The following is a 22200-nucleotide window of genomic DNA, read 5'->3' as shown; positions in this document are numbered from 1 at the left end:
ATGTGTTAACTAATTGATGCGTTGTGTATCGAGTCGATGCCCAAATTTGGACGCGCACCGAGAAGTAACGCACACGCTGGGAGCGCCGGGCCGGCGGCGCGGCCCTTCGCGAGACCTCTGGGACACTGGGGCCCATGAATTCCGAAGAAGCTGGCCCACGGGCCCTGTCGCACCTGCACACCCTGGGCCTGCTGACCGACGCCGAACACGCGCAGGCGCTCGCGCACCCCGACCTGCCAAGCACGCCGCTGCGCACCCCGAGCGAAGCGCTGGGCTGGGCGGCCGCCAAGGGCATCGTCGCGCCGGAGTCGCTGCCCGGCCTGCGCGCCCGCGCCGCCCCCGGCGCGCAAGACGAGGCGCACCGCACCGTGGCGAATGCGGTGGCCATGGTCAGCGGCCAGGCGCCGGCCTGGGTGCTGCTCGAGATCAGCCTCATGGCGAACCGCCTGGAAGACGGCGTGACCGAGAGCGCCCTCGATCAACTGCAGGCGCTGCAGCTGGTCGACCCCGCGCAGCACGCACAGGCCCTCAGCCTGCTGCCCGCACAGGAGCCCGAATGGGCGGCGCCCGCCTCGCCGGCCGCCACGCTCGCCTGGGCCGTGCGCACCGGCGTGCTGACGCCGGCGCAGCTGCAGGCGCTTGCATCGCCGATGTCCGCGGTCTCGCCGGAAGGCCGGCAGGTCGTGGCCGATGCGCTCGTCCGCACGGAACGCAGCAGCGGCGGGCGCACGAAGACCGTGCACACCCACAGCGTGACGTGGAGTTCCACTGGCGCCTCCGGCTCGCCCCGCGCGGGCAAGGTGATCGCCGTCGTGGCCGTGGTGGCGGTCGCGCTCTACTTCCTGTTCGCCCGGTAGGCGGCAAGGGGTCCCGATAGCGAGCGCCTAAAATGCTCGCCCACCGCTTCCCGCCGGGCGGCAAAGACACAAGGACCCCGAATGAACTCTCTACGACGCGCCCTGGCCCTCGGCCTCGCTGCCGCCACGCTCGCCTTCGGTGCCCAGGCCCAGAACCGCGAACTCACCGTGGCCTCCAGCGCCACCTACGCGCCGTTTGCCTTCGAGAACAAGGACAAGCAGATCGTCGGCTTCGACATCGACATCATCAACGCCATCGCCAAGCAGCAGGGCCTGAAGATCAAGATCGTCAACACGCCCTTCACCGGCATCTTCGGCGCGCTGAACAACGGCGACGTCGACCTCGTGATCTCGGGCGTCACCATCAACGAGAAGCGCAAGCAGAGCTACGACTTCACGCCCCCGTACTTCGCGGCACGCCAGCTCATCGCGCTGCCGAAGAACAGCACCGTGGCCTCGCTGAAGGACCTCACGGGCAAGAAGATCGCCGTGGTCAGCGCCTCCACCGCCGACGACATCGCCTCGCGCGAGTTCGGCAAGACCAGCCCCAACATCCGCCGCTTCGAGAGCACGCCGCTCATCATTTCCGAGCTGGCCGGCGGCGGCGTCGATGCCGCCATGGGCGACAACGGCGTGATCGCCTACCGCGTGGCGCAGCACCCCGAGCTGAAGACGCTGGACGACAAATCCTTCCCCGAAGAGGGCTTCGGCATCGTCGTGAAGAAGGGCGACAAGGCACTGCTGGACAAGCTCAGCGCCGGCCTGGCGGCCATCCGCGCCGACGGCAGCTACGTGACGATCTACAAGAAGTGGTTCAACAAGGACCCGAACGTGCGCTGAGCCGCACGGCATTTTCCTGAACACGGCCGCCCTCACGCGGCCGTTTCGTTTTTCCGCTGACCGACAGATAGACAGAGAGTTGAGGACGCAAGCATGGAACAACCAGTGCTGCTTTTCGGATGGTTCCGCTGGGACATCCTCGTGGAATACAAGGACCTGTTCTGGCAGGGCGCCTGGATGACGCTGCGCATGACCGTGGTCTGCGTGCTGCTGGGCGCGAGCTGGGGCCTGTGCCTGGCGCTGGCGCGGCTGGCGCAGGCGCGCCACGCGCCGTGGACCTGGGTCACGCGCCTGCTGCTGCGCTGGCCCGCCACGGTGTACGTGAGCTTCTTCCGGGGCACGCCGCTGTTCGTGCAGATCCTGCTCATCCACTTCGCGGTGATGCCGGTGTTCATCCACCCGAGCACGGGCATCCTGATCGACGGCGAGCTGGCGCGCACGCTCAAGCAGGAGCACGGCGCCCTCATCTCCGGCGTGGTCGCGCTCACGCTGAACTCGGCGGCCTACATCTCCGAAGTGTTCCGCGCCGGCATCCAGTCGATCTCGCGCGGGCAGTTCGACGCCGGCCGCTCGCTGGGCCTGAGCCCCGCGCAGGTGATGCGCTACGTGGTGCTGCCGCAGGCTTTTCGCCGCATGCTGCCGCCGCTGGGCAACAACGCCATCGCGCTGCTCAAGGACACCTCGCTGGTGTCGGCCATCGGCCTGGCCGAGCTGGCCTACGCCGCGCGCACCGTGGCCGGCGCCTATGCGCGCTACTGGGAGCCGTACCTGGCGATCTCGGTGGTGTACTGGATGATGACGCTGGTCCTCACGACCTTGCTGCGCCGACTGGAACACCGTCTCGCACGCAGCGACCGGGGCTAGGCGCGCCGCCTCGCGCCACAATAGCGCGACATGCCGCCCATATCCCCCGAAGAGACACCCCTCCCGCCGGCCCGGCCGCAGCCCTCGAACCTCGCGGCGCTCGAGCCCCTGAAGCTCCCCGTGTTCCGCATGCTGTGGAGCACCTGGCTCATCGCCAACATCTGCATGTGGATGAACGATGTGGCCGCGGCGTGGATGATGACCTCGCTGACCACCTCACCGATCTGGGTCGCGCTGGTGCAGTCGGCCTCCACCCTGCCGGTGTTCCTGCTCGGGCTTCCGAGCGGCGCGCTGGCCGACATCCTCGATCGCCGGCGCTGGCTGGTGGCCACGCAGTTCTGGCTGGCCGGCACCGCCGTGGTGCTGTGCGCCGCCATCGCGCTCGACGTGATGACCGCGCCGCTCCTGCTGGCGCTCACCTTCGCCAACGGCATCGGGCTGGCGCTGCGCTGGCCGGTGTTCTCGGCCATCGTGCCCGAGCTCGTGCCGCGCCAACAGCTGCCGGCGGCGCTGGGGCTGAACGGCATCGCCATGAACGCCTCGCGCATCGTCGGCCCGCTCACGGCCGGCATGCTGATCGCGAGCGCGGGCAGCGTGTGGGTGTTTGCGCTCAACGCGGTGCTGTCGGTGGCCTCGGGCTTCGTGGTGCTGCGCTGGCGCCGCGAGCACACGCCCAATCCGCTGGGGCGCGAGAAGCTCATCAGCGCGATGCGCGTGGGCGTGCAGTTCGTGCGTCAGTCGCAGCGCATGCGCGCGGTGCTCACGCGCGTGTCGCTGTTCTTCTTCCACTCGACGGCGCTGCTGGCGCTGCTGCCGCTCTTGGCGCGCAACCTCCAGGGCGGCGGCGCCGGCACCTTCACGCTGCTGCTGGCCGCCATGGGCACGGGCGCGATCATCGCGGTGCTCTTCCTGCCGCGGCTGCGCCAGGCGCTCGGGCGCGACCAGCTGGTGCTGCGCGGCGCCATGCTGCAGTCGGCGGCCACGGCCGTGATGGCCGTGGCGCCCAACGCCTGGGTCGCGGTGCCGGCGATGTTCTTCGGCGGCATGGCGTGGATCACGGTGGCCAACTCGCTGTCGGTGTCGGCCCAGCTCGCGCTGCCCGACTGGGTGCGCGCGCGCGGCATGTCGACCTACCAGATGGCGATCATGGGCGCGAGCGCGATCGGCGCGGCGCTGTGGGGCCAGGTGGCCACCGTCACGTCGCTCAAGCTGAGCCTGGCCATCGCCGCCGTGAGCGGCACGCTGCTGATGCTGGCGGCCATGCGCTGGGTGACCGACGTGAGCGGCGAAGACGACGTGCGCCCCGCCCAGGCCGGCTGGGCCGCCGGCCCGCCGGCCGAGGCGCCGCAGGAAGACGGCCGCGTGGTGATCACGGTCGAGTACCTGATCGACCCGTCGCGCGCCGCCGCCTTCCACCTCGTGATGCAGCAGACCCGGCGCGCGCGCCTGGGCCAGGGCGCCATCGGCTGGGAGCTGCTGCACGACATCGCGCAGCCCGAGCGCTACGTGGAGCAGATCGTGGACGAGTCGTGGACCGACCACCTGCGCCGCTTCAACCGCGCCACCGCCGCCGACATGGCGCTGCGCGAGCGCCGCCTGGCCTTCCACCTGGGCGAGTCGCCGCCGGTGATCACGCGCTTCGTGGTCCGGCGCTGAGCAGCGCCGTCAGCGGAAGAACGCCAGCCGCGCGAGGAAGGTGTGGTCGGCCTCCGCCGCCATCAGCCCGACCAGCACCAAAAGGCACAGCGGCGGCAGCAGGATGGCGTAGACCAGCGCCATCCGCTCCCACGCCATGTGCATGAAGACCGCGACGATGAGCCCGGCCTTCAGCAGCATGAAGACGATGATCAGGCCCCAGCGCAAATAGCCCTGCACGTGCAGGTAGTCGACCATGTACGACATCGCGCTGAGCACGAACAGGAGCCCCCAGATCTTCAGGTACAGGCCGATCGGGTGCTGCTGGCCGGTGGTGGTGGTGTGAGTGTTCATGGTCGTCCTCACCAGAGATAGAACAGCGCGAAGATGAAGACCCACACCAGGTCGACGAAGTGCCAGTACAGGCCCACGATCTCGACCACCTGGTAGTTGCCGGCCTTGTCGTAGTCGCCGCGAATGAGCTTGAAGGCCACCGCGAACAGCAGCACCACGCCGGCCGACACGTGCAGCCCGTGGAAGCCCGTGATCATGAAGAAGGCCGCGCCGAACTGCGCCGCGCCCATCGGGTTGCCCCAGGGCCGCACGCCCTCCTCGAGGATCAGCTTGGACCACTCGAAGGCCTGCATGCCCACGAAGAGCTCGCCGAAGGTGGCGGTCACGAGCATCAGCGTGGCGGCGTTCACGCGGTCGCCGCGGTAGGCGAAGTTGACCGCCATCGCCATCGTGCCGCTGCTGCTGATGAGCACGAAGGTCATGATCGCGATCAGCAAAAGCGGCACGTCGGCCCCGCCCACGTGCAGCGCGAACACCTCGCTCGGGTTGGGCCAGGCCACGGTGGTCGAGACGCGCACCGTCATGTAGCCCGTGAGGAAGCAGCTGAAGATGAAGATGTCGCTCAGCAGGAAGATCCACATCATGGCCTTGCCCCACGAGACGTGGAAGGCCTGGCGGTCGGACGACCAGTCGGCCACCAGCCCGCGCCAGCCGCTCGTGGCGACGGCGGAGCCGGTGAGGGTTGCGGTGCTGGGGTTCATGCGAAGCCTCCTCACGCCGTGCCGCAGAGGACGCGCGCCACCTCCGGCGTCACCCACCCCAGCAGCGCGAACAGCGCCAGCCACACGGCCAGCATGAAGTGCCAGTAGCGCGCGCACAGCGCGATGCGCCATCCGGCCCGGGCGGGGTCGGCCCACGCGACGCGCGCCGCCATCGCCCACCCGACCAGGCCGCCCGCCAGGTGCAGCCCGTGCATGGCGGTCAGCAGGTAGAAGAAGCTGCCCGACGGATTGCCCGCCGGCAGCACCTGCGCGTGCGCCATCGCGGCCCAGGCCCACAGCTGCACGCCGAGGAAGCCCACCGCGCACAGGCCGCCGGCCAGCAGCAGGCGACGCATGCGCGCCGGGTCCACGCGGCGCGAAGCGGCTTCCAGCGCCACGCTGCCCGCCACCAGCAGCGCCGAGCTGAGCCACAGCTGCCACGGCAGCGCGAGCGCGACCGCATCGCCGCTGCTCATGCGCATCACGTAGGCGACGGTGAACAGGGAGAACAGCGCGGTGACCACGCCCATGAAGACCCACAGGCCGATGCCCGCCGCGCTCGCGTGCGCGTCGCGCAGCCGCACATCGCGGGGCAGGCCGCGCAGGCGCAGGGCGGCGTCCGCGTTCATGCCGGGGCTCCCCGCGCGCCGCTCACCGGCACGTCGTCCTTGTCGTCGCTGGCCTGCGGCGGCGCGTTCTGCGCGATGAAGTCTTCCGCCGCGCCCGGCACGCCGTAGGCATAGGCCCAGCGGTAGGCCACGGGCAGCCGCGGCCCCCAGTTGCCGTGGCCGGGCGGCGTCTCGGGTGTCTGCCATTCGAGCGAGGCAGCGCGCCACGGGTTGGCGCCGGCCGGCCGGCCACGCCAGGCGCTCCAGGCCAGGTTGACGATGAAGAGCAGCTGCGCCACGCCGACCACCAGCGCGACCACGGTGATGAATTCGTTCAGGCTGAAAGCCGACGGCGGGATGAACTTGTAGCCGTCGAAGTTGTAGTAACGCCGCGGCATGCCCAGCACGCCCAGGTAGTGCATCGGGAAATAGATCGCGTAGGTGCCCAGGAAGGTGATCCAGAAATGCAGCCGGCCGATCCGGTCGTCCAGCATGCGCCCGGTGATCTTGGGGAACCAGTGGTAGATGCCGCCGAACACCACCAGCAGCGGCGCCACGCCCATCACCATGTGGAAGTGCGCCACCACGAAGTAGGTGCCCGACAGCGGAATGTCCACGCTCACGTTGCCCAGGAACAGCCCCGTGAGCCCGCCGATCACAAAGGTGCACACGAAGGCCAGCGCGAACAGCATCGGCACCGACAGGTGGATGTCGCCGCGCCACAGCGTGAGCAGCCAGTTGTAGACCTTGATCGCGGTGGGCACCGCGATGACCAGCGTGGTGGTGGCGAAGAAGAAGCCGAAGTACGGGTTCATGCCGCTCACGAACATGTGGTGCGCCCACACCACCACGCTGAGCCCGCCGATGGCCACGATGGCCCACACCATCGTGCGGTAGCCGAAGATGCGCTTGCGCGCGTGCACGCTGATGAGGTCCGACACGATGCCGAAGGCCGGCAGCGCCACGATGTAGACCTCGGGGTGGCCGAAGAACCAGAACAGGTGCTGGAACAGCAGCGGGCTGCCGCCCTTGTGGCCCGACAGCTGCCCCATCGACACCAGCGCCGGCATGAAGAAGCTGGTGCCCACCGTGCGGTCCAGCAGCAGCATCACGCCGCTGACGAACAGCGCCGGAAAACCCAGCAGCGCCAGCACCGTGGCCACGAAGATGCCCCACACCGTGAGCGGCATGCGCAGCAGCGTCATGCCCCGGCAGCGCGCCTGCAGCACGGTGGTCGCGTAGTTCAGCCCGCCCATGGTGGTGGCCACGATGAAGATCAGCAGCGACACCAGCATCAGCACGATGCCGCCGCCGTGGCCCGGCGTGCCGGGCAGGATCGACTGCGGCGGGTACAGCGTCCAGCCCGCGCCGGTGGGGCCGCCCGCCACGAAGAAGCTGGCCATCAGCACCACCACCGACAGCAGGTAGACCCAGAAGCTCAGCATGTTGAGGTAGGGGAACACCATGTCGCGCGCGCCCACCATGAGCGGGATCAGGTAGTTGCCGAAGCCGCCCAGGAACAGCGCCGTGAGCAGGTAGATCACCATGATCATCCCGTGCATGGTCACGAACTGGTAGTAGCGCTCGGCGTTGATGAACTCGAACTGGCCCGGGAACCCCAGCTGCAGCCGCATGAGGTTGGACAGCACCAGCCCGACCACGCCCACCGCGATGGCGGTGCAGGCGTACTGCACGGCGATCACCTTGTGGTCCTGGCTCCAGACGTAGCGGCGCAGGAAGCCCTGCGGCGCCGCGTGGCCGCCGTCGTCGTGCTCGTCGTCTTGAGTGAGCGCAGAAGAAGTCATCGCGCGGCCTTCTGTTCGGTGGCAGCCTGCGTCGGCGGGCTGCCCAGACTCTGGATGTAGGCCACCAGCGCGGCCAATTCCTCCTCGCTCAGGTCGATCTTCGGCATCACCGGCGGGAAGCCCTTCACGTGGCGCGCCTGCGGGTCGCGGATGAAGCTGCGCAGGTAGGCCTCATCGACCAGCGCCGTGCTGCCGTCGGCCATCGACTCGGTCTTGCCGTACAGGCCCTTCCAGGTCGGCCCCACGCGTGTGCTGCCGTCGACGGTGTGGCAGGCCACGCAGCCCTTGGCGTCGGCCAGCGCGCGGCCCTGGTCGACGCGGCCGCCACCGCCGGCCGGTGCCTGGGCAGCCTGCGCCGCCTTGGCCGCTTGCGCCAGCTGCATCGCGCCGAAGGTCGGCAGCGCCGTGCGCCAGGCGTCGTAGGCCGCCGCGTCCTCCACCACCACGAAGCCGCGCATGTTCGGATGGCCCACGCCGCACAGCTGCGCGCACAGCGCCTCGTAGCGGCCCGCGACAGTCGGCGTGAACCAGAAGCGGCTGACCTGCCCCGGCACGATGTTCATGCGGGCGCGGATGGGCGGCACGAAGAAGTCGTGCAGCACGTCGTGGGAGCGCATCAGCACCAGCACCGGCTGGCCGATCGGCAGGTGCACCTCGTCGCCGGGAACCAGCAGGTCGTCCAGCCCCGCCGCGTCGGCCGGGTCGAGCCCGAAGGGGTTGGCGGCGCTGACGAAGCGCGCGTCGGTCGCGCCCAGCTTGCCGTCCGCGCCCGGCAGGCGAAAGCGCCACTGCCACTGCTGGCCCAGCACCTCGAGCACGAGCGCGTCATGCGGCGTGCGCACGTAGTTCGCGTACACCACGAGGCCGGGCGCCAGCAGCGCCATGATGCCGACGGTGGTGCCGCCGATGAGCCAGCGCTCCAGCGTGCGGCTCTCGGGCGCATGCGGCGCCACGCGGCGCCCCTCGCGGTGGCGAAAGCGCACCACGGTGTAGGCGAGGAACAGGTTGATGACGACGAAGAACAGGCCCGTGATGAGCAGCGTGATGGTCAGCGTGTCGTCCATGCGCTGCCAGTTGGAGGCCAGCGGCGTCGTCCACCACGGGTTGACGGCGTGGAACGCCACCGAGGCCACCACGATGAGCAACAGGACGACGGCGATGGTCATGTGCTGCGCTCCCTGGGGTGGCCATCGTGGGGTCCGGGAGTCGCATGCGCGGCGGCTTCAGCGGATCGCCGGGATCCGCGGCTCTTCGCCCTCGAAGCGGGCCTCGGGGTGCGTGGCCTCCAGCATCGCCTCGACCTCGCGCACGCGCGCGGGCGGCAGGTCGACCATCAACAGGACCTGGCCCTGCGCGATGGCGCTCTCGAAACGCGCCAGCCGCGGGCTCGGGATCGACACGCCGACCATGGTGGCCGACCAGGCGCCCACCACGCCGCCCAGCAGCGCCAGGCCCACGGCCACGGCCCATTCGGGCTCGTCGCCGAACACGGGGAACAGCAGCGCGGCCAGCAACCCGACGACGACGCCGCAGGCGGTGCCGAGCACCCAGCCGGTCTTGGCGGCGTGAACGAGGTCGGAGGTCTGCCAGACGTTGGCCGCATGGAGCCCGGCCATGTCCTGGCCTTCGCGTGCGGCGAAATGCAGGTGCGCGATGTCGACACGCGCCTGCAGCAGATCGTGCATGGCCTGCCTGGCACTCGCCAGGTCCGGCAACAGCCAATAGATGCGTCTTTTCACGGCGCCTCCTTTCCGTCTTGCGACGAGCAAGAGACCATGCTTGAGTTATAGGCTCAACAAGGGCCGCATTCAAGTCGGCGCGCCATCGGGACCGACCCGGTGAGTACGGAAGTTCGTCGGTTTCCAGAAGGGCAATTGCACTGAATAATCCGCCGCTCCAGGCCCCCACGGCCTCATGAAAAACAAGAAGGAGCAGACGACATGCGCATGGAGCGAGGCCCCCGGTTTTCCCACTTTTCTCGGTTTTCTTTTCCCCGCCGTCATCCGGCATCCCCCCTTCCCTGGCTCGCGGCCGCCCTTGCAGGGCTCGCAGGCGGCGCCGCGCACGCGGCCTGCGGCCCCACCGCCACGCCGGTCACCGGCGACATCGTGGTCTGCGACGGCACCACGACCGTATCGCCCAGCGTGATCGCCACGCCGGGCAGCACCGGCGTCACCATCACCGTGAACAGCGGCGCCACGCTGACCACCAACGCCACGCAGGCGCTGCTGGTGCGCGATGCGAGCACCATCACCAACAACGGCACGATCACGGTGTCGGGCGGCTCGGGCTCGGCGCGCGCGGCGATGGTCGCCACGGGCAACGACAACACGCTGACCAACAACGGCACGCTGAGCACCACGAGCAGCGGCACCGCGGGCATCCTGGTGACGTCGAACAGCAGCACGCGCACGCGCATCACCAACAACGGCAGCATCGGCACCACGGGCCTCAGCTCGCACGGTATCTCGTTGCTGGGCCCGGGCAACACGGTGGTCAACAACGGCAGCATCTCGGCCATCGGCACCTCGGCCAAGGGCGTGTACCTGCAGGGCGGCAACCTCGTGGCCAACCTGCTGGTGAACACCGGCAGCATCGCCACCACGGGCGCCAACTCGCCGGCGGGCGGCGCCGACGCGGTGCATGCGAACACGCTCGGCGGCACCTTCTTCTCGCGCGTGGAGAACCGGGCCGGCGCCTCGTTCTCGAGCGCCAACGGCTACGGCTACCGCGGCCAGAACGGCAACGACGTGCTGGTCAACGCCGGCACCATCGAAGGCCACGGCGGCGCCGCCAGCACCGACGCGATCTACATGGGCGCGCTCGGCAACGGCACGCTGATATTGCAGACCGGCTCGGTCATCAAGGGCGGCGCCGACGGCGGCGTCGGCAAGACGGCCAGCACCTTTCTCGAAGGCAGCGGCACGGTCGACAACGCCTTCCGCAACTTCCAGCACCTGACGATGCGCGGCACCGCGTGGTCGTGGCAGACCGACGCGAGCTTCTCGGATTCGATCCGCGTCGAGTCCGGCCGCTTCACCCTGCCCGCCACGCTGACCAGCCCGGTCATCGCGGTGTTGCCCGGCACCACCGTGGCCGGCACCGGCACCTTCGCGGGCAACGTCACCAACCAGGGCACGCTGCTGCCCGGACCGAACGACGGCGTCGGTTTCGGCGCCTTCACGGTGCGCGGCAACTACGTGGGCGGCAGCGGCGCGCTGCTGCAGGTCAACACCGTGCTGGCGGGCGACAACGCGCCCTCGGACAAGCTGGTGATCGACGGCGGCGCGGCCACGGGGTCCACCGGCCTGCGCGTGGTGAACCGCGGCGGCCTGGGCGCGCCCACGCTGGCCGACGGCATCCTGGTGGTGCAGGCCGTCAACGGCGGCACCACAGCCGACCACGCGTTCTCGCTGACCCAGGCGGTGGAGGCCGGCGCCTACAACTACCGGCTGTTCCGCGGCGGCGCGACGGGCAATAACCGCGACAACTGGTACCTGCGCAACAACGGCTACCTCGTGGGCGGCACCGTGGTGGGCTCGCTGGAGGAGGCCGCCGAAGTGATCGCCGAGACCGGCGCGCCGGCGACGGTGGAACAGGTCAAGCTCTACCGGCCCGAGGTGCCGCTGTACAGCGCCCTGCCGATCGCCGTGCGCCGCCTCGGGCTGGCGCAGCTGGGCACCTTCCACGACCGCCAGGGTGACCCACAACTGCTCGCGGACGGTGAAGGCCGGCAGGCCTCGTGGGGCCGCGTGTTCGGCGAAAGCACGCGACAGCGCCTGCGCGGCGATGCCAATCCGCAGTTCGACGGCAGCGTCAGCGGCCTGCAGCTGGGCCACGACTTCCTGGCGGCCACCGACGGCGCGGGCGGGCGCCACCGCGTCGGCGTGCTGGGCGGCTACACGCGGGCCAGCGGCCACGCGAGCGGCATGGCCGGCGGCGCCACCAACGAGGCGGCCGGCCGGCTCACCGTCGAGGGCTACAGCCTGGGCGCCTACTGGACGCGCATCGCGAGCAGCGGCTGGTACAGCGACGCCGTGCTGCTGGCCACGCGCTACAAGGCCGATGCGCGCTCCACCCTGGGGCGCGGCGGCCGCCCGCACGGCACCAGCGTGACCGCATCGCTCGAGGCCGGCTACCCGCTGGCGCTGAGCGACACCGTCACGCTGCAGCCGCAGGTGCAGCTCATCTGGCAGCGCAGTTCGCTCGACGACTTCGACGACGGCCTCTCGACCGTGCGCTTCCAGCGCGACAACGCCGTCACCGGCCGGCTCGGCGCGCGGCTCGAAGGCCGCTTCGAGGCGGCCGGCGGTGTCTGGCAGCCCTACCTGAAGCTCAACCTGTGGCACACCTTCAGCGGCAGCAACGCCCTCTACTTCGGGCCGAGCGACCGGGTCGTGAACCGCCGCAACGCGAGCGCCCTCGAAGTGGGCGGCGGCATCGTCGGGCAGGTGAACAAGACGCTGTCGGTCTACGGCGGCCTGGCCTACACCAGCGCCATCGGCATCACCGAGCAGACCGGCGTGCAAGGGCAACTGGGGCTGCGCATGCGCTGGTGACCCCGGGGCGCCGGGCGCCCGGACGGCTCGACTTTTGACCGTCCGTGCAAATTTGATGGCATGCGGTTTGCTTGATAAATATCAACGGGTATCCACGGATAGCCAGTCTTTTTTGACCGTATGGATAATTTAGCCCATCATCCCGTCCGCCCGCCACGAGGTACACCCCGATGAATCACCCCCCCTTGCGCAGCCGCTTCTGGTCCGACCTGACCAGTGAAGAGTTCTCCCGCCTCGACCGCGAACGGCTGATCGCCGTGCTGCCGGTGGGGGCGACCGAACAGCACGGCCCCCATTTGCCGATGTCGACCGACACCGCCACCATCGACGGCATGGTGCGCGCCAGCCTGCCCTACCTGCCCGACGACCTGCCGGTGCTGTTCCTGCCCACCGTGCCCTACGGCAAGAGCAACGAGCACTCGCGCTACCCGGGCACGCTCACGGTGTCGGCGAACACGCTGATTTCGCTGTGGAAGGACGTCGGCGCCTGCGTCGCCAAGGCCGGCGTGCGCAAGCTGGTGCTCTACAACAGCCACGGCGGCCAGATGAGCGTCATGGACATCGTGGCGCGCGACCTGCGCGAAGAGCACGACATGATGGTCGTGGCCGCCAACTGGTACACGCTGGGCCTGCCCGAGGGCCTGTTCACCGCGCACGAAGGCAAGCACGGCATCCACGCGGGCGACCTCGAGAGCTCGGTGATGCTGCACCTCACGCCCGATTACGTGCGCAAGGACCAGTTCCAGAACTTCGGCTCCATGACCGAGCAGCTGGCGGCCGAGAACAAGTTCCTGTCGATCACGCCCAGCGGCAAGCTCGGCTGGCAGATGCACGACATCAACCCGGCCGGCGCCGCCGGCGACGCCACCCGCGCCAGCGCCGAGAAGGGCGCGGCGGTGCTCGACCACGTGGGCCAGCGCTTCGTCGAACTGCTGCACGAGATCGACCGCTTCCCGCTCTCGCGCCTGGCCAACGTTCCGGCCTGGCGCTGACGCCAAGGAGTCCCATGGAAAGCACCACGCCATCCACGCCGCCCCTGGTCCGCCTGCGCAACGTCGGCAAGCGTTTTGCCAACGGCACGCTCGCCCTGCAGGGCATGACGCTCGACATCGGCGAGCACGACTTCGTCAGCTTCCTGGGCCCCTCGGGCTGCGGCAAGAGCACCGCGCTGCGGCTGATCGCCGGGCTCACACGCATCAGCTCGGGCGACATGCAATGGTCGGGCGCCAACACCGGCAGCGCCAAGGACAGCAAGAGCGACCGCGACCTGGGCTTCGTGTTCCAGGAGCCCACGCTCATGCCCTGGACCAAGGTGTTCGACAACGTCTGGCTGCCGCTGAAGCTCGCGGGCATGAGCCGCGACGAAGCCGCGCCGGTGGTGCAGCACGTGCTGGAACTGGTCGGCCTCTCGCGCTTTGCCGACGTGTACCCGCGCGAGCTCTCGGGCGGCATGAAGATGCGCGTGTCGATCGCGCGCGCGCTGGTCACGCACCCGCGCCTGCTGCTCATGGACGAGCCCTTTGCCGCGCTCGACGAGATGACGCGCATCAAGCTCAACAACGACCTGCTGGCCATCTGGCGCGAGCACCGCTTCTCGATCGTGTTCGTCACGCACAGCGTGTACGAGTCGGTCTACCTGTCGAACCGCATCGTCGTGATGGCGGCGCGCCCGGGCCGCGTGATCGACGAGATCGCCATCGACGAGCCCTACCCGCGCGGCGAAGCCTTCCGCACCTCCAGCCGCTACAACGCGCACTGCACGGCTGTTTCGCAATCTCTGCACGGAGCGCTCCATGGCCTCGACATCGACCATTGAAACCGTGATGCCCCTCGACACCACCAACGAAGCCACGCCGTCCGCCGAGACGCTGCGCGCGCACGAAGACAAGCTGCGCCGGCGCGAGGCCACGCTGCGCATCGTCGTGCCGGTCGTCATCGTCGCGGCGCTGCTGCTGGTGTGGGAATGGATGGTGCGCGCCAACGACATCCCGCACTACATCCTGCCCGCGCCCTCGCTCATCCTGCGCACGCTGTTCGACAACTGGGGTTCGCTCTCGGGCGCGCTGTGGTTCACGGTGAAGCTCACGCTGCTGGCGCTGGGCGCCGCCATCGTCGGCGGCGTGCTGCTGGCGATTGCGTTCGCGCTGTTCAAGTGGGTGGAGATCGGCCTGTTCCCGATCGCCGTGATCCTGCAGGTGACGCCGATCATCGCGATCGCGCCGCTGATCCTGATCTACGTGTCGAGCACCACCGCGGCGCTGTTGCTGTGCGCGTGGATCGTGGCCTTCTTCCCCATCTTGTCGAACACCGTCATCGGCCTGAAGAGCGCCGACAGCAACCTGCGCGACCTGTTCCAGCTGTACAAGGCCTCGCCCTGGCAGACCTTCCGCTACCTGCTGGCGCCCAGCGCGCTGCCGTACTTCATGGCGGGCCTGAAGATCGCCGGCGGCCTGAGCCTGATCGGCGCGGTGGTGGCCGAGTTCACGGCCGGCACGGCGGGCAAGGAAACGGGGCTGGCCTCGCGCATCCTCGAGTCGAGCTTCCGCACCGAGATCCCGATGATGTTCGCGGCGCTGCTGCTGGTGTCGCTGCTGGGCATCGTGATCTTCATCGTGTTCGCCGCCCTGTCGCGCCTCGTGCTCGGCCACTGGCATGAAAGCGAAATGCGCCGTGAACGCTAGAACCCCGCTGTCCACCGTCGACTGGGATGCCGTGCGCGAGGAGTTGCGCGGCCTGAACGTGATCGCCACGCCCAGCCAGCGCAAGCAGCTGTCGAAGGACTTCTACTGGTACAGCCCCATCCTCACGGCGCAGCTCGCGGGCTGCGTGGCCGACCTCGTGGTCAAGGTCAGCACCGAGGACGACGTGCGCCAGGCCGCGGCCGCGGCCGCCAAATGGAAGCTGCCGCTCACCGTGCGCGCCGGCGGCACCGGCAACTACGGCCAGTGCGTGCCGCTCGAAGGCGGGCTCGTGCTCGACGTGACGCAGATGTGCCGCGTGCTCGACCTGGCCGAGGGCCGCATCCGCGTCGAGGCCGGTGCGCGCATGCACGACATCGACCTGGCCGCGCGCGAGACCGGGCAGGCGCTGCGCATGTGGCCCTCGACCTGGCACGTGGCCAGCATCGGCGGCTTCATCGCGGGCGGCTTCGGCGGCATCGGGTCGTTCCGCCACGGCATCCTGCGCGACCCCGGCAACCTGCTGCGCGCGCGCGTGATGACAGTGGAGCGCGAGCCGCGCGTCATCGAGCTGGTGGGCGACGAGATCCAGCAGGTGCACCATGCCTACGGCACCAACGGCGTGATCCTCGACGTGGAAGTGGCGCTGAGCCCGGCGGTCGACTGGGTGCACTGCACGGCGCTGTTCGACACCTACCGCGGCGCGCTCGACTTCGGCATTGCCGCGCAGGCGCCCTCGCTGGACATCTTCCTGCTGTCGACCGTGGAGGCGCGCTTCTCGCCCTACTACACGGCCATGGGTGATCGCTTTCCGCCCGACCGGCACGCGGTGTTCACCATGGTCTCGCCCGATTCCATGGCCGAGTTCCGCGCGCTCGCGGCGGCGCACGGCGGCACCCTGTCGGTGGTCGGCACCGAGGCCGAGCTGCAGGCCGAGGGCCTGCCGCCAGCCTACGAGTGCGCCTTCAACCACACGACGCTGCAGGCGCTGAAGGCCGACCGCAGCTGGACCTACCTGCAGGTGGCCTACGCCCAGCCCTTCGACCCGGCCGTGGTCGAGCGCCACATGCAAATCTTCGGCGACGACGTGCTGCAGCACCAGGACTTCGCGCGCGCCAACGGCCAGTGCGGCACCTTCGGCATCCTGCTCGTGCGCTGGAAGGGCGAGGCCCACCAGTACGAGGTGATGCGCGAGATCGAGTCGCAGGGCGGCGCGCAGATCTTCAACCCGCACGTCTTCACCATCGAAGACGGCGGCATGAAGACCATCGACACGCAGCAGATCGAGTTCAAGAAGCGCAGCGACCCGATGGGCCTGATGAACCCCGGCAAGACGCGCGGCTGGACGCCCGACATGGCCGTCGAGCGCTGAAAAACAATTAGTCTTCGCATCCCGTCCCCACCCCAACCTCCACAGGAGTCCGTCCCCATGCGCATCCCCGCTTTCTCTCTTCGGCCGCTGGCCTTCGGCCTGGCCCTCGCAGGCGCTGCCTTCGCCGCACAGGCCCAGGACAAAGTGGTGTTCGCCACCAACTGGAAGGCGCAGGCCGGCCACGGCGGCTTCTACCAGGCGCTGGTGGACGGCACCTACAAGAAGTACGGGCTCGACGTGGAAATCATGCAGGGCGGCCCGATGGTCAACAACCGGCCGATGCTGCCGGCCGGCAAGGTCGACTTCCTCATGACCGGCAACCTGCTGCAGTCCTTCGACAACGTGAAGAACGGCGTGCCCACCGTGGTGGTCGCGGCCATCTTCCAGAAAGACCCGCAGGCCATGTTCGCCCACCCGGGCCAGGGCTACGACACCTTCAAGGACATGACCAAGGCGCCCGTGGCCTTCATCGGCAAGGACGGCCAGTTCAGCTTCTGGCAGTGGATGAAGTCGGAGCACGGCTTCAAGGACGCGCAGCTCAAGCCCTACACCTTCAACGTGGGCCCATTCCTGGCCGACAAGAAATCGATCCAGCAGGGCTACGCCATCTCGGAGCCGCTGTCGATCAAGGCGCAGGCCGGCTTCGACCCGGTGGTGCACCTCCTGGCCGACCACGGCTTCTCGACCTACGCCACCACCATCGAGACCCGCGCCGACCTCATCAAGACCAAGCCCGAGACGGTGCGCAAGTTCATCGAGGCCTCGATCGTCGGCTGGAACAACTACCTCTACGGCGACAACAAGGCCGCCAACGAACTCATCGCCAAGACCAACCCCGACGCCACGCCGGCCGCGCTGCAGGGCTCCATCGACCTCATCAAGAAGATGGGCATCATCGACAGCGGCGACTCGCTCACCAAGGGCATCGGCGCCATGGACGAAGCACGCGTGAAGGACTTCTACGAGAAGATGGTCAAGGCCGGCCTGTACAAGCCGGGCGAGATCGACCTGTCGAAGGTCGCGACCACGCAGTTCGTCAACAAGGGCGTCGGTGTCGACGTTCGCAAGAAGCTCACCGGCAAGTAATTCGCTTCGTTTTTTCCCGTGGGTCGCGCGGGGCTTGCGCCGGGGTCAGATGCCGGCGCCTGGGTTGCCATAAGGCACTGCGCGGCCTTTGTTCCCTTGGGCTCTGACCCCGTCTCGCCGAACAGGCGAACCGGCCCGAACCATGAAAACGCTCGTCGTCCATTGCCATCCGAACCCTGACAGCTTCAACCACGCGCTGTACCGCACCGCCCTCGAGGCCCTCACGCCGCGACACCCCGTCAAGGCCATCGACCTGTACGCCGAGGGCTTCGACCCGACGCTGACACGCGAAGAGCGCATCGCCTACCTCGACAACCCCGAACTGATCCGCGAGCGCGTGAAACCCCACGTCGAAGCGCTGCTGTGGGCCGAGCACCTGGTGTTCGTGTACCCCACCTGGTTCCATGGACCGCCGTCCATGCTCAAGGGCTGGCTCGAGCGCGTGTGGCTGCCGGGCGTGGCCTTCCTGCCCGCCGAGCGCAAAGGACAACTCGCGAAGTCGGGCATGCGGCACATCCGCCGGCTGACGGTGGTGACCACCGGCGGCTCGCCGCGCTGGTTCGTGATGGCCATCGGCGACCCGGGGCGGCGGCTGTTCACGCGCGCGCTGCGGGCGCTGTTCGCGTGGCGCTGCAAGGTGACGTGGCTGCAGCTGCACGACATGAACGCCGTCACCGACCGCGACCGCACCCATTTCATCGCGCGCGTGGCGCGCACGCTGCACAACATCCAGTAGACAAGCAGGGAGACACACACCATGAGCCTCGAACGCACGCTGACCGTCCGTGTCGAACGCATCTCGCGGCAGACGCCGGAAATCCTGGCCTTCGAGCTGGCGCATCCGTGGGGCCGGCCGCTGCCCGGCTACGAGGCCGGCGCGCACATCGACGTGCACATGCCCGGCGGCTTCTCGCGCCAGTACTCGCTGGCGCGCGCGCCCTCGGGCAGCGGCGGCTACGTGATCGGCGTGAAGCGCGAGCACGCGAGCCGCGGCGGCTCGGCCTCGATGCACGAGCGCGTGCGCGAGGGCGACCTGATCGCGATCAGCGCGCCGCGCAACACCTTCCCGCTGCGCGCCGAGGCCCGCCGCCACCTGCTGCTGGCCGGCGGCATCGGCATGACGCCGCTGCTGGCGATGGCGCAGGCGCTGGCCGCGCGCGGCGCCGACTTCACGCTGTGCGTGTTCGCGCGCAGCGAGGAGCACCTGGCCTTTGCCGAGGCGCTGCACGCGCCCGCGCTGGCGCCGCACCTGAAGCTGCACCTCGACCAGGGCGATGCGACGCAACGCATCGACCTGCGCGCCCTGCTGGCCGAGCGCGCGCCCGACACGCACCTGTACGTCTGCGGCCCCGGCGGCTTCATGCAGGCCGTGCGCGAGGCCGCCGCGCACTGGCCCGAAGATGCACTGCACACCGAGTACTTCGCCGCGCCCACCGGCACGGCCGCCGCCACCACGGGCCTGCCCTTCACGCTGAAGCTGGCGCGGCGCGGCATCGAGGTGCCGGTGGCGGCCGACCAGACCGCGGTCGACGCATTGCACGAAGTCGGCATCGACATCCCCGTGTCGTGCCAGCAGGGCCTGTGCGGCACCTGCGTGGTCGAGGGCGACGGCGAAGGCGCCGAGCACCGCGACTTCTGCCTCACGGGCACCGAGCGGCGCACCAAGGTGGCGCTGTGCTGCTCGCGCGCCAAGGGCCCCGACCTGGTGCTGCAGCTGTGAGCGTGACGGACACCGACAGCGAAGCCCCCGCCACGCGCGGGCGATCGCGCAAGTACACGCAGGTGCTGGGCCTCATCAACCAGGCCGCCATCGAGGTGTTCGCCAGCGAAGGGCTGGCCGGCGCGTCGACGCAGGCCATCGCCGACAAGGCGGGCCTGTCGAAGGCGCAGCTGCACTACTACATCGAGAGCAAGGAAGCGCTGTACCGCCAGGTGCTGCAGGACATCCTGACCGACTGGATCGTGGTGTTCGGCTTCAGCGACGAGGCCTTCGGCCCACGCAAGGTGCTGGGCGACCTGATCCAGCGCAAGATGATGTTCTCGTTCGAGCATCCGCTGCGTTCGCGCATCTTCACCGCCGAGATGATGCGCGGCGCGCCCGTCATCAACAGCATGATGGACACGAGCAAGCAGCGCACCGACCAGGCCGCCGCCGTGATCCAGAACTGGATGAACCAGGGCCTGATGGACACCGCCGACCCGATGCTGGTGCTGTTCCACATCTGGGCCGTGACGCAGTTCTACGCCGACCACGCCACGCAAGCCGCCTACTACCGCAACACGGCGCAGCAGGGCGACGACAAGGACCGCCGCTACCTGATCGAGCAGGTGACGGAGTTCCTGCTCAAGGGCGCGGGCGTCAAGTAGCCGCGCGCTGCGGCAGGTACATGGTGGCTTCCACCTCGACGAGCACCTCGTCGCCCGGCAGGAAGCGCGACACCTCGACCACCGTGCTCACCGGCGGCTCGCCCGGATAGAACAGGCCGCGCACGCGGTTGTAGAAGGCGTAGTGCGGCAGGTGGCGGAAGTACTGCACCAGCTTCACCACGTCTTCCATGGTGCCGCCGTGCTCGGCGGCGATCTGACGGATGCGCTCCAGCACGAACCAGCTCTGCGCCACGATGGGCGCCTCGAAGATGTCGACCGACATCTGGCCCGTGGCATAGCCCACGCCCTGCAGCGCGGTGCGGGCTTCTTCCGGGATGGCGTCGTAGCCGGCCACCGCGCGGCGCGTGGCCGGGTCGACGGCGACCACGCCGCTCATGAAGACGAAATCGCCGACGCGCTTGGCGGCGGCATAGTTGGCCATCGGCTTGCCCATGCTCATGGTGTGTTCTCCAGTGCCCGGCCTGCGCGGTAGACGGTGCGTTGCCGTCCGCGCGGGCCGATGAGTTCGTGTTCGTCGGTGGCGGCCAGCACCACCAGGTCGGCCGGGCAGCCCGGCGCGATGCGGCCGTCCCATGCGAGGCCCAGCGCTTTCGCGGGGTTCACGGTGATGGTGTCGAGCCAGTCGGCGGCGGGCGCCAGGTGCGCCATCTGCACGCCCAGGCCGAAGGTCTCGAGCAGGTCGTAGCTGCCGTAGGGATAGAAGGCGTCCTGCACGTTGTCGGTAGCCAGGCTGGCGCGCAGGCCGTGCGCAGCGGCCTCGCGGATGCGCGTGATGCCGCGCGCCACGGGCGTGCGGTCCCACGCGCCCTGCAGGTAGAGGTTGGTGGTCGGCAGCGCGACGAGGTGCAGCCCGGCGCCGGCGCACAGCGTGAGCGTTTCGGCGGCCACCGCATCGTCCTGCACCGAGAGCGAGCAGGCGTGGCCGCAGACCACGCGGCCCTGGAAGTCGCGCGCGCGCACCAGCTGCGCGATGCTGCGCAGGCCGCTGGCGTCGGTGTCCAGGCCTTCGTCGACGTGGAAGTCCAGCCCCAGCCCGTGCTGCTGCGCGAGGTCGAAGACACGGCCCAGCTTGGCGAAGAGGCCGTCGTTGCGGTAGATGAACGCGCCCAGCGAACCGCCCGCGCGCTTCACGTCGCGCGCGATGCGCTCGCCGGCGGCGGGGTCCGCGAACACGTCGAGCGGCACGAGCGCGACGAACTGCAGCTCGATGCGGCCGGCCCATTCCTCGCGCAGCGCCTCGAACACGGCCAGCGCGGCCGGCGGCTCGGGCTCGACCCAATCGAGGTGCGTGCGCAGCGCGCGCGTGCCGGCGCGCCAGGCCTCGTGCAGCGCGCGCTCCATGCGCAGGCGCAGCGAGGCGCCGGTCCAGCTCGCGCGGTGGCGGCCCATGCGCTCGATGGCGGTGAACAGGTCGCCCTGCGCGGCGCCGACGTCCTGCACGGTGAAGTTCTTGTCGATGTGCGCATGCGCCTCGACGAGGGCGCTCAGCAGCGTGCCGCGCGCCTGCGTCTGTGAGGCGCTGGGCACGATGGACGCGATCTTGTCGCCGTCGATCGTGACGTCGAAGACCTGCGCATCGCCCGCTGCAAAACCTCGCAGCGGCATCGGGATGCGCAGCGCTTCGAGCGTCGTCATGCGCGCTGGCGCCAGTCGCGCAGCCAGCCCAGGCCGGCCGAGGTGCCGCCGGGTTCCATGCCGCGGCGCGGGCGGTACTCGCAACCGACCCAGCCTTGCCAGCCGCACTGCGCCGACACCTCGTCGATCACGCCGAAGAGGTAGTCGTAGTTCTGCTCGCCCACATCGGGCTCGTGGCGCTCGGGCACGCCCGCGATCTGCAGGTGGCCGACGCGGCCGGTCGGCAGGTACTGGCGCAGCTTCATCGCCACGTCGCCTTCGACGATCTGGCAGTGGTACAGGTCCATCTGCACCTTGAGGTTGGCGGCGCCGACCGTCTCGACGATCTGGTGCGCGTGGTCCTGCCGGTTGAGAAAGAAGCGCGGGATGTCGCGCGTGTTGATCGGCTCGATCAGCACGTCACGCCCGGCCTTCGCAGCCTCGGCCGCGGCCCAGCGCAGGTTCTCGATATAGACGGCTTCCGCCGCCTCGCGTGCGAGGCCTTCGGGCACCAGCCCGGCCATGACGTGGATGCGCGGGCAGTCGAGCGCCACGGCGTAGTCGATGGCCTTCGCGATGCCTTCGCGGAATTCGCCCTCGCGCCCCGGCAGGCAGGCCAGGCCGCGTTCGCCGCCGGCCCAGTCGCCGGGCAGGCCGTTGAACAGCACCTGCTGCAGGCCGTTGTGCTTCAGGCGCGCGACGATCTCTTCCTTGCGGAAGTCGTAGGGGAAGAGGTACTCGACGGCCTGGAAGCCGTCTTTCGCGGCGGCGTCGAAGCGGTCGAGAAATGCGAGCTCCGGGTAGAGCATCGAGAGGTTGGCGGCGAATTGGGGCATGGG

Annotated in this window: 22 protein-coding genes; 13 read left to right on the top strand and 9 right to left on the bottom strand. The window is 69.4% G+C overall.

The window, feature by feature from the left end; genetic code table 11:
- Positions 1-134 precede the first annotated feature (134 nt).
- From AC1RLW_RS21920 to AC1RLW_RS21905, 4 genes are all read left to right on the top strand, one after another.
- Positions 135-857 (top strand): hypothetical protein, encoded by a 723-nt coding sequence (locus tag AC1RLW_RS21920; protein ID WP_493195041.1) that lies wholly within the window; start codon positions 135-137, stop codon positions 855-857.
- An 81-nt stretch (positions 858-938) separates the two neighbouring features.
- The gene (locus AC1RLW_RS21915) at positions 939-1697 is read left to right on the top strand and encodes a basic amino acid ABC transporter substrate-binding protein (protein ID WP_062479619.1); all 759 of its coding nucleotides are present in this window, start codon (positions 939-941) and stop codon (positions 1695-1697) included.
- Between the two features lie 93 nt (positions 1698-1790).
- Complete coding sequence (locus AC1RLW_RS21910) at positions 1791-2561, top strand: amino acid ABC transporter permease (RefSeq protein WP_493195039.1); 771 nt, start codon at positions 1791-1793, stop codon at positions 2559-2561.
- Positions 2562-2591: 30 nt separating this feature from the next.
- Positions 2592-4217 carry an MFS transporter gene (locus AC1RLW_RS21905; protein WP_070063242.1) on the top strand — a complete coding sequence of 542 codons (1626 nt, stop codon included), beginning with the start codon at positions 2592-2594 and terminating at the stop codon, positions 4215-4217.
- Between the two features lie 9 nt (positions 4218-4226).
- Here AC1RLW_RS21905 and AC1RLW_RS21900 read toward each other — a convergent pair whose 3' ends face one another.
- From AC1RLW_RS21900 to AC1RLW_RS21875, 6 genes are read right to left on the bottom strand one after another with little or no spacing between them, the layout of a single operon-like run.
- Positions 4227-4550, bottom strand: a complete 324-nt coding sequence (locus AC1RLW_RS21900; protein WP_493195037.1) for a cytochrome C oxidase subunit IV family protein — start codon at positions 4548-4550, stop codon at positions 4227-4229.
- An 8-nt stretch (positions 4551-4558) separates the two neighbouring features.
- Positions 4559-5251 (bottom strand): heme-copper oxidase subunit III family protein, encoded by a 693-nt coding sequence (locus AC1RLW_RS21895; RefSeq protein WP_493195035.1) that lies wholly within the window; start codon positions 5249-5251, stop codon positions 4559-4561.
- A gap of 11 nt (positions 5252-5262) precedes the next feature.
- Entirely contained in the window at positions 5263-5880 is a 618-nt protein-coding gene (locus AC1RLW_RS21890) for a cytochrome c oxidase subunit 3 family protein (RefSeq protein WP_307582194.1), read from the bottom strand.
- Positions 5877-7664: a cytochrome c oxidase subunit I gene (locus AC1RLW_RS21885; RefSeq protein ID WP_493195033.1), complete on the bottom strand. Its 1788-nt coding sequence runs from the start codon at positions 7662-7664 to the stop codon at positions 5877-5879. Before AC1RLW_RS21885 ends, AC1RLW_RS21890 begins: the two co-directional genes overlap by 4 nt.
- Entirely contained in the window at positions 7661-8830 is a 1170-nt protein-coding gene (locus AC1RLW_RS21880; RefSeq protein WP_493195031.1) for a c-type cytochrome, read from the bottom strand. The genes AC1RLW_RS21885 and AC1RLW_RS21880 overlap by 4 nt, the downstream gene beginning before the upstream one ends.
- Before the next feature lie 57 nt (positions 8831-8887).
- Positions 8888-9403: a DUF1269 domain-containing protein gene (locus AC1RLW_RS21875; RefSeq protein WP_095950478.1), complete on the bottom strand. Its 516-nt coding sequence runs from the start codon at positions 9401-9403 to the stop codon at positions 8888-8890.
- A gap of 201 nt (positions 9404-9604) precedes the next feature.
- Between AC1RLW_RS21875 and AC1RLW_RS21870 the strand changes: the two genes are divergently transcribed.
- The 9 genes from AC1RLW_RS21870 (at position 9605) to AC1RLW_RS21830 (ending at position 19726) form a co-directional block, all read left to right on the top strand.
- The gene (locus tag AC1RLW_RS21870) at positions 9605-12223 is read left to right on the top strand and encodes an autotransporter family protein (RefSeq protein WP_493195030.1); all 2619 of its coding nucleotides are present in this window, start codon (positions 9605-9607) and stop codon (positions 12221-12223) included.
- Between the two features lie 170 nt (positions 12224-12393).
- Positions 12394-13215, top strand: coding sequence for a creatininase family protein (locus AC1RLW_RS21865; RefSeq protein WP_062479637.1), 822 nt, complete (start codon positions 12394-12396; stop codon positions 13213-13215).
- 14 nt (positions 13216-13229) lie between these two features.
- On the top strand, positions 13230-14039 hold the full coding sequence (locus AC1RLW_RS21860; RefSeq protein WP_062479639.1) for an ABC transporter ATP-binding protein: 810 nt from the start codon (positions 13230-13232) through the stop codon (positions 14037-14039).
- Positions 14017-14904 (top strand): ABC transporter permease, encoded by an 888-nt coding sequence (locus AC1RLW_RS21855; RefSeq protein WP_174250296.1) that lies wholly within the window; start codon positions 14017-14019, stop codon positions 14902-14904. Before AC1RLW_RS21860 ends, AC1RLW_RS21855 begins: the two co-directional genes overlap by 23 nt.
- The gene (locus AC1RLW_RS21850; protein WP_493195027.1) at positions 14876-16273 is read left to right on the top strand and encodes an FAD-binding oxidoreductase; all 1398 of its coding nucleotides are present in this window, start codon (positions 14876-14878) and stop codon (positions 16271-16273) included. The genes AC1RLW_RS21855 and AC1RLW_RS21850 overlap by 29 nt, the downstream gene beginning before the upstream one ends.
- Positions 16274-16330: 57 nt before the next feature.
- Positions 16331-17359, top strand: coding sequence for an ABC transporter substrate-binding protein (locus AC1RLW_RS21845; protein ID WP_493195026.1), 1029 nt, complete (start codon positions 16331-16333; stop codon positions 17357-17359).
- A 142-nt stretch (positions 17360-17501) separates the two neighbouring features.
- Complete coding sequence (locus AC1RLW_RS21840) at positions 17502-18095, top strand: NAD(P)H-dependent oxidoreductase (RefSeq protein ID WP_062479647.1); 594 nt, start codon at positions 17502-17504, stop codon at positions 18093-18095.
- 21 nt (positions 18096-18116) lie between these two features.
- Positions 18117-19079: a PDR/VanB family oxidoreductase gene (locus tag AC1RLW_RS21835; RefSeq protein WP_070063251.1), complete on the top strand. Its 963-nt coding sequence runs from the start codon at positions 18117-18119 to the stop codon at positions 19077-19079.
- Positions 19076-19726 (top strand): TetR family transcriptional regulator C-terminal domain-containing protein, encoded by a 651-nt coding sequence (locus tag AC1RLW_RS21830; RefSeq protein WP_062479651.1) that lies wholly within the window; start codon positions 19076-19078, stop codon positions 19724-19726. The genes AC1RLW_RS21835 and AC1RLW_RS21830 overlap by 4 nt, the downstream gene beginning before the upstream one ends.
- Here AC1RLW_RS21830 and AC1RLW_RS21825 read toward each other — a convergent pair.
- Genes AC1RLW_RS21825 through otnI form a run of 3 tightly spaced genes read right to left on the bottom strand, consistent with a single transcriptional unit; the run spans position 19719 to position 22197 of the window.
- The gene (locus AC1RLW_RS21825; RefSeq protein ID WP_062479653.1) at positions 19719-20186 is read right to left on the bottom strand and encodes a RidA family protein; all 468 of its coding nucleotides are present in this window, start codon (positions 20184-20186) and stop codon (positions 19719-19721) included. The two genes, AC1RLW_RS21830 and AC1RLW_RS21825, sit on opposite strands and share 8 nt — an antisense overlap.
- Positions 20183-21382 (bottom strand): amidohydrolase family protein, encoded by a 1200-nt coding sequence (locus tag AC1RLW_RS21820; protein ID WP_493195024.1) that lies wholly within the window; start codon positions 21380-21382, stop codon positions 20183-20185. Before AC1RLW_RS21820 ends, AC1RLW_RS21825 begins: the two co-directional genes overlap by 4 nt.
- Positions 21379-22197 (bottom strand): 2-oxo-tetronate isomerase, encoded by an 819-nt coding sequence (otnI, locus tag AC1RLW_RS21815; protein ID WP_493195023.1) that lies wholly within the window; start codon positions 22195-22197, stop codon positions 21379-21381. The genes AC1RLW_RS21820 and otnI overlap by 4 nt, the downstream gene beginning before the upstream one ends.
- Positions 22198-22200 lie beyond the last annotated feature (3 nt).

It is taken from the genome of Variovorax sp. GW822-FHT04A09, from assembly GCF_058801005.1.
This window is presented reverse-complemented; position numbering and strand designations above follow the sequence as displayed.